Source organism: Cellulomonas sp. P2_F12 (assembly GCF_056403775.1).
In genome coordinates this window covers 100,818-116,128 of sequence record NZ_JBFUEV010000001.1, presented here as the reverse complement: position 1 = coordinate 116,128, position 15,311 = coordinate 100,818, and the positions used below count along the sequence as shown (strand labels likewise).

Genomic DNA, 15,311 nt, shown 5'->3' with positions numbered 1-15,311 from the left:
TGGCGAGAGATAGAGATCGAGCTGGTGGGCGGCCCGCAGACCGCGACGACGGTGAAGCCTGGCACGTTTGGCCGACTCCGCGTACGCCAACTGTGTGCGCCAACCAGCATCGATTCGGGGGCGTCCGGCGGTGTCCTCCCCCACCAGCTCGCGTCTTGCTGCCAACCCCGCACACCTGCCTCCAACCGGGAGTCTTCGCATCGTGACCGCTCCGGCCGTCGCCTTCGTCTGGGCCGCAGGCACGCGACGCACCCCGAGGTGCACGACCATAGGAACATCGGCTCACTCGCGTGCGCCAAACCGAGCGACCCTCGCCCGATGCCACGACTCGTGCATGGGCGTCCTACCTGCGACACGATGTACGAGTGGCCTCCGAGACCGTGAACATCGACAACTTCGTCCGCGCCGAGACCGACCGCATGTTCGTGGCGCTCCAGCACCAGGCGGGTGGGGTGAACAGCCTGTTCCACCACCGGGAACCCGCCCCGCTCGACGCTCAGCCGGTGATCCGGCAGAACCGCGACACCTTGTACTCCTTGGCGGTCGTGGACATCTCGGCCGGCGCCACGCTGACGGTCCCGGACTCCGCGGGCCGGTACCTGTCGGTGATGGTCGTCAACGAGGACCACTTCATCAACCGGGTGTTCCACGATGCTGGCGTGTACGAGCTGATGATCGAGGAGTTCGACACCGACTACGTCCTGCTCGCGGTCCGCATCCTGGTGAACCCGAACGACCCGGACGACGTCGCGACGGTCAACGCGTTGCAGGACCAGTTCGCACTGGACGCCAGGTCGGCGCGGGCGTTCGTCTCGCCGGAGTGCGACCGCGCCAGCTTCGATGAAACCCGCGAGGCTCTGCTGGTCCTGAACCGTAACGTTGGCGGGACCTGGAAGATGTTCGGCCGGCGCGAGGACGTCGACCCGGTCCGTCACCTGATCGGCACCGCCAGCGGGTGGGGCGGGCTGCCCGAGAGCGAGGCCTTCTACCTGATGGTCGACCCGGGGTTGCCGGTCGGGGAGTACAGCCTGGACGTCGGCGACGTCCCGGTCGATGCGTTCTGGTCGATCTCGGTCTACAACCAAGCGGGCTACTTCGAGTCCCACGGCGCGGGACGGGTCAGCATCAACAGCGTGACCGCGGACCGCAACGACGACGGCACCATCACTGTGCGGTTCGGCGACGGCGACGCGCCGAACACGATCGGCATCATGCCCGGCTGGAACTACGCCGTGCGCCTCTACCAGCCACATGCCGAGGTGGTCGACGGGTCCTGGACGTTCCCGAGCCTGACCACGCAGCGGTGCTGAAACGGAGCTCGAGCCCCGGGCCGCACGGGTTCCAGCGTGTCCCCGACTGGTGATCTGGGTTGCCGCGTCTTGCCGGTGGCGACGCACACCTGCTGGGAAGAGGGCAATGAGCACCTGTCCCCCGCGGGGACAACGTCAACCAATCGGGACCAACGAGCACCAACGCCGTCCAAAGGAGGTGCAGCTCAGAGCGACTCGGAGCCGCCGCCGTCTCCGAATCGGCCGTCTGGTGGGGTTCGAATCCCACTCGGGGCACATCCTTCTGCGCTCCCCATGCGCAGGTCCGGTCCTCGTGGCGTCCGGATCGCTGGGGAACCAGCCGGCTGAAAGACCCGCCGCGGCACATCCTCCTCGCGGCCCGCCGGGATCCCCTCAGTCCCGTGGCAGGCGCAAGGTGACGAGCTGGAAGGGCCGCAGCGCGAGCTGTACCGCTCTCTCGGTCGGGGTGACTCCGGGCGCATCGACGTCCCGTTCCAGCAGGTCGACGGCCCGGACGCCGGTCACGGCGAAGGTCGGCGTGAGCGTCCCGGCAGCCTGGCCGCCCAGGGACTCGTACAACCGCACGATCACGTCGCCGCTGCGGTCCTCGGCCAGCTTGACGGCCTCCACCACGATCGCCGGGTTGTCCACGACGACCAGTGGCTGCGCCGGCCTGGCACCCCGGACCACGCGAGCGGGCAAGTTGGTGCGGTAGCCGTCCTCGATCGCGTCCGCGACGCGCGCACCGGGATGGAGCACCGTCGTCAGCCGGTGGTGCCCCTGGTCCGCCTCGGGGTCGGGGAACAGCGGCGCGCGCAGGAGTGACAGGCGGACCGTCGTCCCGCCACCCTCCCGACGCGTGACGTCGTGCCCGTACGTGGCGTCGTTGGCGATCGAGACGCCGTAGCCGGCCTCGCCCACGTGCAGCCAGCGGTGCGCACAGATCTCGAACCGGGCGGCGTCCCACGACGTGTTGGTGTGTGTGGGCCGGAACACGTGGCCGAACTGGGTCTCGGCGGCGGACCGGTCGGCGTGGACGTCGAGCGGGAACGCCAGCTTGAGCAGCTTCTGCCGTTCGCGCCACTCGATGTCCGTGACGATCTCGACCGCCGCGCTCCCACGCCGGAACGTCAGGTCCTGGACGACGCGGGAGGAGCCGAACACCCTCGTCGTGCGGACGACGACGAGATCGGACGACTCTGTCACCACCTCGATGCTGTCCGCGCCGAGCAGGTCGGTCCCCACCCGGCGATACTCCGTGTCGATGTCCCACGCGTCCCACTTGGCCGGCGTGTCCCGATGCAGCTGGAGCAGGTTGGCGAGCGCTCCCGTGGGGATGACCTCTCGGTCGGCGACGAGGTCGACCAGCGACTCGATCTGCCCGCCCGATGTGAGGTGCACGTCGATCAGCCCGTTGCGGACGCGGAACGTGCCCTCGTCGCCGGGCATCACCCGGACCGGGTCGCCAGACGGCGCAGTCACGGGCGCCGCACTGAGCGGCGGCACACCGTCGCGGGCGTGTGGCCCGGCATTGAGCAGCAGCGGCGTCTCGCCCACGCCGACCACGACAGCCGTCGACACGGCGAGCAGAGCCTCCAGCTCCCGGGCCAGCCGTGCGTACGTCTCCTCTGCCTGACGGTGCACCCAGGCGATCGAGCTGCCGGGCAGGATGTCGTGGAACTGGTGGAGGAGCGCGGTGTGCCACAGGGTCTCGAGCTCGTCGTACGGATACTCGGCCCCGCGCTGGACAGCGGCCGTAGCCGCCCACAGCTCCGCCTCCCGCAGCAGGTGCTCGGTGCGCCGGTTGCCCTGCTTGGTGCGCGCCTGCGACGTGTAGGTGCCGCGGTGGAACTCCAGGTACATCTCCCCGGACCACACCGGCGGACGCGTGAACTGGGTCTCCACGCGCTCGAAGAACGTGGTGGGGCTGCCCAGCTCGACGCGCGGCGCACCCTCGAGGTTCTCGAAACGGCGTGCTGAGGCGATCATCTCCCGGGTGGGGCCACCGCCACCGTCGCCCCAGCCGAAGGGCACGATCGAGGACGCCGCAACACCCTTCTCGTTGAAGTTCGCCTCGGTGTGCACGAGGTCCTTGGCGGAGAGGTCCGAGTTGTAGGTGTCGACCGGTGGAAAGTGGGTGAGCACCCGCGACCCGTCGATGCCCTCCCACGTGAACGTGTGGTGCGGCATCCGGTTCGTGTCGTTCCACGAGAGCTTCTGCGACACGAACCAGCGGGACCCGGCTGCGCGGACGATCTGCGGCAGGGCGCCCGAGTACCCGAAGGAGTCGGGCAGCCAGACCTCCAGAGTCTCGACGCCGAGCTCCTCCAGGAAGAACCGCTTGCCGGCCACCATCTGTCGGGCCATCGCCTCGGAGCCGGGCATGTTGGTGTCGGACTCGACCCACATGCCGCCGACGGGCACGAACTGACCGGCCCTGACCTTGTCGCGGATGCGGTCGAAGATGTCCGGGTAGAACTCCTTCATCCACGCGTACTGCTGGGCCGACGAGCATGCGAACACGAAGTCTGGGTCAGCGTCCATGAGCGCCAGCACGTTCGAGAATGTGCGGGCGCACTTGCGGACGGTCTCGCGCAGCGGCCAGAGCCAGGCGGAGTCGATGTGTGCATGGCCGACCGCTATCGCGTGGTGCGCGGAGGCGGAGGCCGGTGAGTCGAGCAGCGGTCGCAGCGCCGCACGGGCCACCGCGGCGGTGCCGGCCACGTCGTGCGGGTCCACCACGTCGATCACGGCGTCGAGCCCGTACCGGATGCGCGCGGCGCGCGTGGAGTCGGCCGGCAGCTCGGTCATCAGCCCGATCAGTGCCGTCAGGTCCTGCCACAGCTCCCACACGGTGACGTCCCGCAGCGCCACGTCGATGCACGTCAGCTCGTACTGCGGATCGGTGCCCGCGGTGGCGAGGTCCCCGTACGGCGTCGCGACGAAGCCGAAGTTGCTCGCGATGTTCGGGTTGCCCGCGGCCTCGACGAACACGTCGATCGACCCGCCCTCGGGCCACGGGACCGCCTGGTTGAACGGCGACACGCCCTTGATCGTCGTGCCGTCGGTCCGCCACACCAGGCCCTCGGCCTGGAAGCCCGGACTCTCGGCGGTGAAGCCGAGGTCGACCACGAGCTCCACCGCCGTGCCCGCGACGGGCCACTCGTCCGGGACCGAACCGGTGACGTGGAACCACGTGGTGCTCCAGGGAGCACCCCAGGCGAGACCCGGAGCGACCGGCTCGTACGTCTGCGCGACCGCGTCGCGGAACGGCACCGGTTCACCGGGTGCGGACCAGGCGCTGAGGTCGAGCGCCACCCGCTCGCGATAGATCGCGGGGACGATCCTCTCGGCAAGGAACCGGGCGATCCGGCCTTCGGTGAGCAGGGGGTTGCCGTGCATGTGCGCCTCTTTCCCTACGTGGACACCGGTGCTCCGTCGCCGCGGGTCCGGTCGAATACTGGCACCTGGAGGACCACCGTCCACAGGCGAACTGACGCGCAGGCCGCGGAACGGCCCGCTCGGCCCGGGCCGGCCCGAGGTCGGGACCTTGTGCCCTGTTCGTCCGACTCGGCCGGGCCAAGCCTGGGACGCGGGGAAGGATTCGATCTGGCGGGCGAGGCCACGAACGTGAGCACCGTCGTCAGCCCGGAACTCTCAGACGCGGCGCCGAAGCGGGCAGAGCCTCGAAGCGATCGGGCCCGAGCGGTCCGTGCCCCTGGTCAGGGCAGGCATGCCCTTTTCGTCGCCCTCGTCGGCCGCCGTCCATAGCGTCGAGAGGGCTGTCCGACTCATCGAGGAGGACCGACATGCTGGCCTTTGCGGTCGCCACCGGCGACTCGGTCGGATACGTGACCTGGGGTTGGTTCGCAGTCTCGGTGCCGAACCTCGTCGCCATCACGGTGACGGTCGTGCTGTTCGTCCTCGCCCTGGTCCTGCCCTTCCCGCGGGACCGGGGAGACTCACGGCGTCGGCGATGAACGACACGACGCCGTCCGAGACCGTCCCGCTCCCGTCCTCGTGGATCGGGCGGGCGCGCAACGTTCTCGAGCACGAGCTGCCCTACGACAAGCTCCTGCCGGAGACGCAACCGGCGTATGTGGCCTCGTGGATCTACGTCTTCGGGGTCCTGACCCTCGCCGCGTTCGGCGGGATCATCCTGTCCGGGACGGTCCTGGCGTTCGAGGGACCGAGCTGGTACCACACGTCGAGCACCGGCTTGATCGTCAACAGCCTGCACTTCTGGTCGGTCCAGCTCTTCTTCCTCTTCATGGGCGTGCACCTCGCGGGCAAGTTCTTCATGGCGGCGTGGCGCGGGCACCGGGCACTCACCTGGATCACCGGGGTCATCGCGTTGGTGGCCTCCATCGGGGCGGCACTCACCGGCTACCTCGTCCAGACCAACTTCGACTCGCAGTGGATCGCGTTCGAGGCGAAGGACGGGCTCAACGCCGCGGGGATCGGCGCCTGGTTCAACGTGGCGAACCTCGGCCAGAACCTGCTCATCCACGTGTTCCTGATGCCCGCGGTGCTGACGGTGCTGGTCGTCGTCCACATCCTGCTCGTGCGGCTCCGCGGGGTCGTGCCGCCGATCGACGCGGCCGAGGTCGAGGCCGCTGAGACGGACGGGGGCGGGTCATGATGCCGGGCACAGCGGCACAGCGACGGCTGGAGCGCGAACCATGGTCGGGGCCGGTCCGTCACTACGACATCCTCAAGGAGGGCGTCATCGCGACCGTGGTGGTCGCGGCTCTCGTCGTCATCCTCGCGGCGATCTTCGGTTCGCCCGACGAGCCCGCACTCACCTTCCGCGGCTGGGCGCGCACCTCTCCGGGCAACTTCTACGCCGTGACCGTCGCCGAGCTCGCCGGTACGTCCGACAGCGCCACCTACGGCCCGCCGTACAACGACGGCGGCGACGGCCAGGTCCTCGGTCCGCTCGAGCTGCAGAAATCGGTCGGGGTCCACATCCCGGTGAACCCGGCCGAGGACTTCGTGGTCGAGCCGTTGCAGCACCAGCAGCAGCCTGCCGACGTCGCGACCGCCCTGAAGCAGTGGACGACGGCGACGCCCGCCGACCAGTCGACATGGGCGACGGCGTACGACACCGCGCTCAACGACCCGGCAGGCGCGAACGGCGACGCGTCGAAGGTGGCGCGTGGCGACTACGGGCCCGTACCCGCCCTCGCCTCAGGCCTCCTGGCCATGGCAGCCTCCGGCGCGCTCGACGGTGTTCTGCCGGCGCCCGGCCAGTTCTTCACGACCGACACCACCAAGCAGATCCTCTTCCTCGGGGACGGCTCCTACCTGGACGACGCCGGCACGGCGAACCACCTGCAGGGAAACCAGTGGGGAATGATGAACGAGACGGGGAACTACCCCGGCCAGCAGTGGCTCGCCCCCTTCTCCTTCTGGTACCAGCTCCCCGCGTTCAACAGCGAAGCGGACAGCGGGTTCGCGGCGACGCTCACCGCGAACGGCGACATCTACATCCTGGCCATCATCGCGGTGCTCATGCTCGTCCTGACCTTCCTCCCGTTCATTCCCGGTCTGCGCTCCATCCCGCGTGTCCTTCGACTCCACCGAGTGATCTGGCGCGACTACTACGGACGAGGTCGCTCACGCACTGAGACGTGACGCCAGCGCCGAGCATCGCGTCGCCGTGGTCTCCGGCAGCCTGTGGATCACGTGCGGGCGGCGCGATTCCCACGTCGACGGGGCGCGGTAGTGGCGGCGAGACGAACGGCGGCGCCCAGCTGGCGACCTGCTCGCCGTCTCGACCCGCCACCGCGATCAGCGCTGTCAGCGCCCGCCGGCCGCCGCGACCAGCGCGGAGAGCACCGAGCTGTCGATGTCGTCAGCCAGCAGGGCGGCCGCCTCGGCATCCTCGTGGAGGCCCGATGCGGTCCCGTGGAGCATGGCCCGCACGGTCAGCTCCCGCATGCCGGTGCGCGATGCGCGGTCGAGCATGGCGTCCGCCCACGACGCGGTCAGCGGGTGTCGGTGACGTCGTCCGATCTCGCAGAGTGCGTCGAGGATGTGGACGTCGAGCCAGACGTACGGGTCGGCCAAGCGGTTGGCGCGCGCTCGCGCGTCCAGGAGCACCGCGAACGCCTGGTCCACCTCGCCGTGAGCCTCGGCCAGCAGGGCCAGCCCACGGGCCGAGATCCCCTCCCAGCACGGGTCGCCGATCTGGCATGCCCGCGCGAACGACTGCTCGAGCGCGCGGCCGGCGGCGTCGAGGTCGCCGAGCGAGAGCCAGGCCTGGCCCAGCAGGGCCTGCGGCCAGGGCAGGAACGAGAGCCAGTGGTCACGCTCGGCGAGATCGCCGGCGGCCGCAAGCAGCTCCGTGGCTCCGGCCAGGTCTCCCCGGAGCAGGCCGACCCGGCCGAGCATCGACAGGGCGAAGGCCTCGCGCCGGGGCTCATCCACCTCGCGCGAGGCGCGGACGGCGCCGTGCAGCAGGGCGACGGCGCGTGGGTACTCCGCGCGGTCGCTGGCCACGGACCCGAGGTAGGTCATCGCCTTCGCGCGGACCGAGGGCGACGTCGCATCCTCGGCGAGCACCTGGGTCAGCGATCGTTCGGCTCGGTCGTACCGTGCACGGAGGAAGTCGACGTACCCCACCTCGGCCTGGACCCGGGTCGTGGCCTCGCGGTCACCGTGGGCGACGGCGATGCGCTCGGCCTCGGTCAGGATGGTCAGGCCCGCCTCGTCGAGGCCGCCCAGCGTGTGGATGAGGGCCTCCGCAAGCACCAGTCGTGTCGAGATGCGCTCGCTGTCGACGCCGCCGCGGTCGGCGAGGCCGACGGCGTTCTCGAACGACGACACACCGGCCACCAGGGCACCCGCGGAGACGGCCGCGACGCCGGCCTCCGTCACCGCCTGGATCGAGACGCCGCCCCCGACACCGCCTGGCGGCCTGGGGCCCTCCCGCATCGCGAGCAGCACGGGAGCACCGGGGGGTGCGCCGAGCTCCCGCTCGGCCACCGCCGCCCAGGCGTCGTACTGGCGCCGGGCCGCCTCGTCCTCGCCCGCCAGACGATAGAGCCTGATCAGCAGCGCCTGGTGGTTCTCGTCCAGAGGACTCAGCACAGCGGCCCGGACGGCCAGGTCGCGCGCGCGGTCGAGGTCGCCACGAGCGAGGTGCCCGAGCGCCGCCTCGTGCAGGATCGACTCCGTGGCGGCCGCGAGCCGACGGCGTTCGGAGAGCAACCACGACTCGAACGCGTCGGCATGCAGGATGACGAGTCCGTCGAGGAGGTCCTGCCCCAGGCCGGGGAGCTCGACCGCGGTGCTCCAGTGACCGCGGACCAGCACGTCCACGTCGACGGTGGCACCGACGGGCAGCGCGAGCGTCACCGGGTCGCCATCGAGGACGACCGCCGAGCCGAGCGCCCGTCGGATCTCCGCCAGGCACCACCTCAAGGCCCCGAGGGGGTGGTCCGCCTCGGCGAAGAGCAGCGAGGCCAGCTGGGTGCGCGTGGGCGGCCTCTCGCCCAGCAGCAGGAAGGCCAGGAGCGCCCAGCTCTTGCGGCTGCGCAGGCGATATCCGGGTGCGCCGTCGACGTCGGTGCGGGGCCGTCCGAGCAGCTGGACGACCAGCGTCGAGGTCGGGGTTCGCGCCGGCTCCTGCGCGCTCGCGCTCACGTCGAGCAGCCTTGCACAACACCCGTGCTCGAGGCCCCTGCCTCGGTCGGTCGGTGACGTCGTTGGCGTGTCATCCGGCCGTGACGGCCGGACGCCCGAGCCCGCCGGCCTCGCCATCGAGGAGGTCGAGCAGCCACGCGTGCTCGCGCGGGCCGAGCACCTCCAGAAGGTGGGTCTGCGCGAGACCGAACGCGCGCAGGCGGGAGATCTCGGTGCCGTCCGGGTCACCCAGTGCCGCGGCGACACCCGGCGCAGACTGCGCTATCACCCCCGACATGGCCTCGAGCAGGCGGCGTTCTGCCGACGTGCCCTGCTCGGCGACGCGGTGCGCGGCCTGGTCGAGGACCTCAGCCAGCTCGACCGAGCATGAGCGGAACGGCACCCCCGCCCACCTCGGGACGCCGGCGTCCGGGCGCTGCGGGGAACGGCCGTCCAGCCGGCGCGCGCCGGCCGCGGATCGCTCTCGCAGGCGCACGGCGCGTCCCTCGTGCCCTCCCTCGGGCCGCGAGGGTGACCGCGGGTCAGACGTCGCCCCCGCGAGCACCTTGCCCATCGGATCCATGGTGGTGCACCTTCTCTGTCGAGTCCGTGCGCCCGATCTGGGCGCGGCAGATGGAAATCGGCGTGATGGATGTGGTCTGGCAGCGACGCAGCTCGAGGCCGCGTCGCTGCCGACCCGCTGGGTCAGGCACCCTCCGCGACGGAGTAGATCTCGTCGGCGACGAGGCCATGGGCCTCGCGGTGCACGGTGGAGGCGGCCTCGGCGTCCGGCGCCTCGACGAGGCAGAAGATCTTGCCCGCCGCCTCGTCGACCCAGTACCGCACGTAGCTGACGCCGTAGGCGTCCTGCGTCGCCAGATCGGCCTGGTGGGCGGCCGCGACGTCGCTTGCCGAGACTCCGCCCTCGATGGTGTGGGCGTCCATGAACAGTGCCATTGCCTGTACCTTCCGGTGCTCGGCCCGACGACGGTCGTCGGGCTCGAGGCACCAGGAGACCGCGCACCCGTGTGACGGGGCGTGTGACCCGACGCGTGGGTTCGAGCACGCCGAAGGTGGCCGCCCGGTGCGGGCAACCACCTGCTGCGCGACGGGCTCTACACCAGAGCCGCCGCCGTTGCGAGGCCGATGGCGAAGAGCGTCCAGTCGTTGAGGACGTGCGCTCCGGTCGACGCCCAGATGTTCTTCGTCCTGATGAAGGGGATGAGCAGCACCACCCGGGCCACGCCGATGACGGCGAGGCACTGCAGGACGTTGCCGCCGTAGGTGGGCAGGTGGATCGCGGCGAACGCGATCGTCGCGACGAGCGTCGCGCCGATGACCGCGGCCCGCCGAGGGAGCCGGACGACCCGGGACAGCAGGGTCATGGTCGCGAGGAGGACGAGGATGGTGAAGAGCTCCTCACCGAACAGCTGCGGAACCATCGACAGGAACGTCGCGACGCGTTCGCCACCGCTGACCTGCGCGAGCATGTCGCCCATCGGGTTCGCCTGCATGTCGATCACCTGCGAGAGCACGACGCCGACGAGCGAGGTGATCACGACGTTGAGTGCGGCGAACCCGACCCAGAGCTTGACCTCCCGGCGGCCTACGCGGCGGAAGATCACCCGCCAGTCGGGGCGAGCGACCAGGACGAACGTGACGAGCGGGATCGCGACGAACGCCAGGCCGCGCACGAGCGTCGAGAACCAGTCGGGACCGCCGACGGACAGGTACATGTCCGCTGCGACGCCGGCCGCCACGGCCGCCAGGATGGCTGCCCAGCCCGCACCGCTGATGCGCGACGGCAGACCGTTGTAGAAGGGGTAGTCCGGCGGTGCCGTCACGGTGCTCGCGGGATGTGACGTGCTCGGGGTGACCACGGCGGTCATGGTGATGCTCCTGGGATGGATGCAGGCGCCGGAGGGCCTGCCGCTCGTCGTCACCCTGCCGGTTCCGACGTGACCAACGGTGCCCTCCCAGGGGGGTCGCCCGCGTCGTCCAGGCGCAGACACCTGCGCGTACTGCGATCGCAGTACGCGCAGCAACGATCGTCATCGCCGGTGATCCGTGAGCGTCAGCCGGCGGCGAGCCCGGCCTGGTAAGCGAGCACGACGAGCTGCGCCCGGTCGCGCGCGCCCACCTTGGTCATCGCGCGGTTCACGTGCGTCTTGGCCGTCACCGGCGACAGGTACAGTCGCGCCGCGATCTCGTCGTTGCTCAGGCCGTGCGCGACGAGGTCGACGACCTCACGCTCGCGCGGCGTCAGCGCGGCGAACGCCGAGCCGTCGACGACCGGTCCGACCGGGGCGTCGAGCACCTGCGTGATGAGGGCGCGGGTCGCCTTCGGCGACAGCAACGACTCCCCCGCCACCACGGTCCGGATGCCGTCGAGCAGAGCCGCCGGCCGGACCCCTTTGCCGAGGAATCCGCTGGCCCCGGCGCGCAAGGCCGCGACGACGTACTCATCCATCTCGAACGTCGTCAGCACGATCACCTTGACCGCTGCCAGCGCCGGGTCCGATGCGATCTGCTCCAGCGCAGCGATCCCGTCGACGCCCGGCATCCGGATGTCCATGAGCACGACGTCCGGCCGGGTCCGGCGCACCGCCTCGACAGCCTCGGCGCCGTCCGCGGCCTCTCCGACGACCTCCATGTCGTCCGCCGCACCGACGAGGGCCGCGAAACCGGCCCGGATGAGCTCCTGATCGTCGGCGACGAGCACCCGGATCGTCATCGGCGCGTCCCCGCAGCCGCTTCGTCTCCGGCACCGACTGCGAGCACGGGCAGGACCGCACGCACCCGGAAGGTCCGCGCGTCCGCGCCGGCGTCGAGAGTTCCCCCGACGGACACGACACGCTCGCGCATCCCGGCGAGACCGTACCCGCGACCGCCTCCCGGCACCTCCGGTCCCAACGCGTTCAGGACCTCGATCGTCAGCGCGTCCGCCGCGTGCGTCATGATCAGCTCGGCGCGGCCGTCGCCGTGCTTGTGTGCGTTCGTCAGCGCCTCCTGAACCACGCGGAACGCGGTCAGGTCGACGACCGGCGCGAGCGGACGGGGTGCACCGCGAGCCGCGACGTCGACCACCAGCCCGGTGGACCGCACCTCCTCGAGCAGACCGTCGAGACCTTCCAGCCCGGGTGTCGGCGACGTCGCAGGATCGTCGCCCGGCTCACGCAGGACCTCGACCAGCGCCGCGAGCTCCGTCAACACGTTCCCGCTCGCCTCCTGCACGTGCTCGAGCGCGGCGCGCGCAGCCTCCGGCCGACTCACCAGCAACGTCTCGGCCACGCCTGCCTGGACGCCGATCACCGCGACGTGATGACCAAGCACGTCGTGCAGCTCCCGCGCGATCCTCAGTCGCTCCTCGGCAACCCGCCGGGCCGCCTCCGCCTCACGGGTGCGCTCGGCACGCTCGACCCGGTCCCTCGCCGCCTCGAGCGTGGACCGCCGGGAGCCGACCGCGAAACCGGCTGCCAGCACGACCGCCACGAGCATCGCCGACACCACCACGTCCTCACCCCACCAGGCCCCCGTGCGCACGGCGTCGACGACCGCGACGACCACCACGTCGACGGCGGCCGCCACGGTCCCCGCGAGACGGCGATCCCACGCGACCGCGCTGTACACGGCGATCAGTACCGCGGCGAGCGCGCCCGACCCAGGTCCGCTCAGCGCGGTGGTCACCCCGAGGGCCACCCCGCTGACGGCCAGCGGTACGAGCGGGGCGGTGCGCCGCCACGCGAGCGATGCCGTCCCGAGAACGACGAAGGTCGCCACGACAGGGTCCACGTCCCCGCGGCCGCGCGCGAGCACGATGCCTGCGACGAGGACGAGCGCACCGGTCACCCACGCGTCGCGGACGCCCGCGGGACGGGCCCGCCACGCCGCCCACGCTCGTCGACCCATGCGGGGCACGATACCCAGGCCACCGTCTGCCGCGGCCCCGGGCGGACCGGTCAGCCGACCGCCCCCGCGACGTGCGCGGCGGCCTCGTCGCGGCACTGGTCGAGCGTGAGGCCCGGGTACACCTCGCCGTCGGCGAGGTAGCAGCCGTACGGCGCCTGGACCCCGCCCGGGACCTGCGTCGCACGGTCGCCCCGGTCGGCGGCGTGCTCGACCACCGCGGCGACGCCTCCGGACTCGAAGGCGTCCTGGTAGCCGGCCTTGGCCCGCGAGTCGCGGACGGCCCACCCCAGGAGCAAGAGTGTCGCCGCAAGGACGACGACGAGGATCGTGCGAACGGCGCGTGGGGCGATCGGGCTGGATTCCTGGACCCGCATCCCGGGTGTCGTCGATGACATCGCCACTCCAGTGCGAGTGCCGGGTGGCTGCCCCGGCGTGCCGCCGCATCGTCCGTGCGGACGTCCCCACCGTAGAGCCGCCGGTCCCCCGGCGACAGGGCCGAGAGAGTCAGTCCGCCAAGGTCGTCATCCGGGTGTGAGGACGATCCGGCCGAACACGTTGCCTGCGTCCATCCGACGGTGAGCCGTGTTGCCATACCTAGAGCCGCTAGGGTTCGATACCTAGCACATCAAGGTAGAGGAGACGTCGTGCGCATCGACAAGGACCTGGTCGCCGCCTCGGCGACACCGCTCGTGCTCGGGATCCTCGCGGACGGCGACCTCTACGGCTACGCGATCCTCAAGCGCGTCGGCGAGCTCTCCGGCGGGCGCATGCAGTGGACGGACGGCATGCTCTACCCGCTCCTGCACCGGCTCGAGCGGCTCGGCCACGTCTCGTCGTCCTGGGGCACGTCCGAGGCGGGTCGACGCCGCAAGCACTACGCGATCACCTCGACCGGCCGGGCGGCGCTCGCCGAACGGCACGCGCAGTGGACCGTCGTCGCGGACGCGCTCCGGCAGGTCTGGGAGTCGGCACCGCGGCCCGCCACCGTCGCGGAGGGGTGGGCGTGATGGCGCACGACGACGAGCTCGAGGCCCAGGTCGACCGCTGGCGCGGCTACGTCCACCGGCGTCAGGTCATCTCGTCGGCCGACGTGGACGAGCTCGAGGACCACCTCCGCGGCCAGGTGGCCGACCTGCGCGCGACCGGGCTCGACGACGACGAGGCGTTCCTCGTCGCGATCAAGCGCCTCGGCAACCTGGACGCCGTCTCCCGCGAGTACGCCCGGGAGCACTCGGACCGGCTGTGGAAGCAGCTCGCGCTCGTCCCCGACGACTCCTCAGGCTCACCCGCACCCCGGTGGCGCGAGCTCACGGTGGTGCTCGCGCTCGCGGTAGGCGCGGGCGTCTCGGTGCGGGCCGGCCTCTCCTGGATCGACGGCGAGGGCGCGTTCGCCCGCAACGTCGGACTGCTCGTGGCTCCGTTCCTCATCGCGTACCTCGCGTGGAAGCGCCAGGCCGGATTGCGGACCGTGGCGGCGATCGCCGTGCCGTTCGCCGTGCTCGCCGTCGCCCTCAACGTGTACCCGTTCACCTCCGGGGGCTCCACCGAGGTGCTGGCGATCATCCATGCCCCGGTCGTCCTCTGGCTCCTGGTAGGGCTCGCGTACGTCGCGGGCTCCTGGCGATCCGACGGCCGGCGGATGGACTTCGTCCGGTTCACGGGCGAGCTCGCGATCTACTTCACGCTGCTCGCGCTGGGTGGCGGGGTCCTCGTCGGCCTCACCGCCGGGGTGCTGCAGCTCGTGGGTGTCGACCCCGGTCCGGTGATCGCGGAGTGGGTGATGCCGTTCGCCGTCCCGGGCGCCCTCGTCGTCGCCGCCTGGCTGGTCGAGGCCAAGCAGGACGTCGTCGAGAACATCGCGCCCGTGCTGACCCGGATCTTCACGCCGCTGACCATCGTCATGCTCGTGGCCGTCCTCGTGGCACTGACCCTGTCCGGCGGGCTGGTCGAGGTGAATCGCGACCTGCTGATCCTGATGGACGCCATCCTCGTGCTGGTCCTGGCCCTGCTCCTCTACTCGATCTCGGCCCGCGACCCGCTCGCACCGCCCACGCTGGCCGACTGGCTCCAGCTGGTGCTGCTCGGGGTGGCCATCGCGGTCGACGCCGTCATGCTGACCGCGATGCTCACGCGGATCGCGCAGTTCGGCACCAGCCCCAACAAGATCGCCGCTCTCGGTCTCAACCTGCTGCTGCTCGTGCACCTCGGCGTCTCCGCGTGGCGCAGCGGCCGCTTCCTGCGCGGTCACGGCACGTTCGCGGAGCTCGAGCGCTGGCAGACGCGGTACCTGCCGATCTATGCCGCCTGGGCCGCGGTCATCGTGATCGTGTTCCCGCCGGTGTTCGGCTTCGCGTGACGTCAGATCTCGGACTCATGCGCGCAGGAAGGTGAGGACGGCGAGCACCCGCCTGTTCTGGGCGGCGTCCTCGACGAGCCCCAGCCGCGTGAAGATCCGTGCGACGTGCGCCTCGCACGGTGCGGTCC

General features: G+C 71.1%; 14 protein-coding genes. 6 read left to right on the top strand and 8 right to left on the bottom strand.

What is annotated here, in order from left to right; all coding sequences use genetic code 11:
• Positions 1-365: 365 nt before the first annotated feature.
• Entirely contained in the window at positions 366-1,310 is a 945-nt protein-coding gene (locus AC1DWH_RS00555) for a DUF1254 domain-containing protein (protein ID WP_477092026.1), read from the top strand.
• A 372-nt stretch (positions 1,311-1,682) separates the two neighbouring features.
• Here the strand turns inward: AC1DWH_RS00555 and AC1DWH_RS00550 are convergent, their stop codons facing one another.
• A complete protein-coding gene (locus AC1DWH_RS00550) occupies positions 1,683-4,691 on the bottom strand; it encodes an alpha-mannosidase (RefSeq protein ID WP_477092025.1) in 3,009 nt (1,002 codons plus the stop codon).
• A 407-nt stretch (positions 4,692-5,098) separates the two neighbouring features.
• On the opposite strand from AC1DWH_RS00550, the gene AC1DWH_RS00545 reads away from it, so the two are divergent.
• The 3 genes from AC1DWH_RS00545 to AC1DWH_RS00535 are packed head-to-tail and all read left to right on the top strand — an operon-like array spanning position 5,099 to position 6,926.
• The gene (locus AC1DWH_RS00545) at positions 5,099-5,269 is read left to right on the top strand and encodes a hypothetical protein (protein WP_477092024.1); all 171 of its coding nucleotides are present in this window, start codon (positions 5,099-5,101) and stop codon (positions 5,267-5,269) included.
• A complete protein-coding gene (locus AC1DWH_RS00540) occupies positions 5,266-5,931 on the top strand; it encodes a cytochrome b N-terminal domain-containing protein (RefSeq protein ID WP_477092023.1) in 666 nt (221 codons plus the stop codon). Before AC1DWH_RS00545 ends, AC1DWH_RS00540 begins: the two co-directional genes overlap by 4 nt.
• Positions 5,928-6,926, top strand: coding sequence for a hypothetical protein (locus AC1DWH_RS00535; RefSeq protein WP_477092022.1), 999 nt, complete (start codon positions 5,928-5,930; stop codon positions 6,924-6,926). The genes AC1DWH_RS00540 and AC1DWH_RS00535 overlap by 4 nt, the downstream gene beginning before the upstream one ends.
• A gap of 165 nt (positions 6,927-7,091) precedes the next feature.
• On the opposite strand, the gene AC1DWH_RS00530 is transcribed toward AC1DWH_RS00535, so the two are convergent.
• The 7 genes from AC1DWH_RS00530 to AC1DWH_RS00500 form a co-directional block, all read right to left on the bottom strand.
• A complete protein-coding gene (locus tag AC1DWH_RS00530; protein WP_477092021.1) occupies positions 7,092-8,939 on the bottom strand; it encodes a BTAD domain-containing putative transcriptional regulator in 1,848 nt (615 codons plus the stop codon).
• A gap of 70 nt (positions 8,940-9,009) precedes the next feature.
• A complete protein-coding gene (locus AC1DWH_RS00525) occupies positions 9,010-9,414 on the bottom strand; it encodes a hypothetical protein (RefSeq protein WP_477092020.1) in 405 nt (134 codons plus the stop codon).
• Positions 9,415-9,623: 209 nt separating this feature from the next.
• Positions 9,624-9,875, bottom strand: a complete 252-nt coding sequence (locus AC1DWH_RS00520) for a DUF4242 domain-containing protein (protein ID WP_477092019.1) — start codon at positions 9,873-9,875, stop codon at positions 9,624-9,626.
• A gap of 158 nt (positions 9,876-10,033) precedes the next feature.
• Complete coding sequence (locus AC1DWH_RS00515; RefSeq protein WP_477092018.1) at positions 10,034-10,807, bottom strand: CPBP family intramembrane glutamic endopeptidase; 774 nt, start codon at positions 10,805-10,807, stop codon at positions 10,034-10,036.
• Positions 10,808-10,992: 185 nt separating this feature from the next.
• Complete coding sequence (locus AC1DWH_RS00510; RefSeq protein WP_477092017.1) at positions 10,993-11,652, bottom strand: response regulator; 660 nt, start codon at positions 11,650-11,652, stop codon at positions 10,993-10,995.
• Positions 11,649-12,827, bottom strand: coding sequence for a sensor histidine kinase (locus tag AC1DWH_RS00505; RefSeq protein WP_477092016.1), 1,179 nt, complete (start codon positions 12,825-12,827; stop codon positions 11,649-11,651). Before AC1DWH_RS00505 ends, AC1DWH_RS00510 begins: the two co-directional genes overlap by 4 nt.
• Positions 12,828-12,877: 50 nt before the next feature.
• Positions 12,878-13,222, bottom strand: a complete 345-nt coding sequence (locus AC1DWH_RS00500; RefSeq protein ID WP_456845290.1) for a hypothetical protein — start codon at positions 13,220-13,222, stop codon at positions 12,878-12,880.
• A gap of 249 nt (positions 13,223-13,471) precedes the next feature.
• Between AC1DWH_RS00500 and AC1DWH_RS00495 the strand changes: the two genes are divergently transcribed.
• Both AC1DWH_RS00495 and AC1DWH_RS00490 read left to right on the top strand, forming a co-directional pair.
• Entirely contained in the window at positions 13,472-13,834 is a 363-nt protein-coding gene (locus tag AC1DWH_RS00495; RefSeq protein WP_477092015.1) for a PadR family transcriptional regulator, read from the top strand.
• A complete protein-coding gene (locus AC1DWH_RS00490; RefSeq protein ID WP_477092014.1) occupies positions 13,834-15,183 on the top strand; it encodes a permease prefix domain 1-containing protein in 1,350 nt (449 codons plus the stop codon). The genes AC1DWH_RS00495 and AC1DWH_RS00490 overlap by 1 nt, the downstream gene beginning before the upstream one ends.
• Positions 15,184-15,311: the final 128 nt, after the last annotated feature.

Bases quoted from the DNA above. Each gene is read 5' to 3' on its own strand.
- AC1DWH_RS00550 (WP_477092025.1), bottom strand. From the start codon at position 4,691: ATGCACGGCAACCCCCTGCTCACCGAAGGCCGGATCGCCCGGTTCCTT.
- AC1DWH_RS00545 (WP_477092024.1), top strand. From the start codon at position 5,099: ATGCTGGCCTTTGCGGTCGCCACCGGCGACTCGGTCGGATACGTGACC.
- AC1DWH_RS00540 (WP_477092023.1), top strand. From the start codon at position 5,266: ATGAACGACACGACGCCGTCCGAGACCGTCCCGCTCCCGTCCTCGTGG.
- AC1DWH_RS00535 (WP_477092022.1), top strand. From the start codon at position 5,928: ATGATGCCGGGCACAGCGGCACAGCGACGGCTGGAGCGCGAACCATGG.
- AC1DWH_RS00520 (WP_477092019.1), bottom strand. From the start codon at position 9,875: ATGGCACTGTTCATGGACGCCCACACCATCGAGGGCGGAGTCTCGGCA.
- AC1DWH_RS00515 (WP_477092018.1), bottom strand. From the start codon at position 10,807: ATGACCGCCGTGGTCACCCCGAGCACGTCACATCCCGCGAGCACCGTG.
- AC1DWH_RS00510 (WP_477092017.1), bottom strand. From the start codon at position 11,652: ATGACGATCCGGGTGCTCGTCGCCGACGATCAGGAGCTCATCCGGGCC.
- AC1DWH_RS00505 (WP_477092016.1), bottom strand. From the start codon at position 12,827: ATGGGTCGACGAGCGTGGGCGGCGTGGCGGGCCCGTCCCGCGGGCGTC.
- AC1DWH_RS00500 (WP_456845290.1), bottom strand. From the start codon at position 13,222: ATGTCATCGACGACACCCGGGATGCGGGTCCAGGAATCCAGCCCGATC.
- AC1DWH_RS00490 (WP_477092014.1), top strand. From the start codon at position 13,834: ATGGCGCACGACGACGAGCTCGAGGCCCAGGTCGACCGCTGGCGCGGC.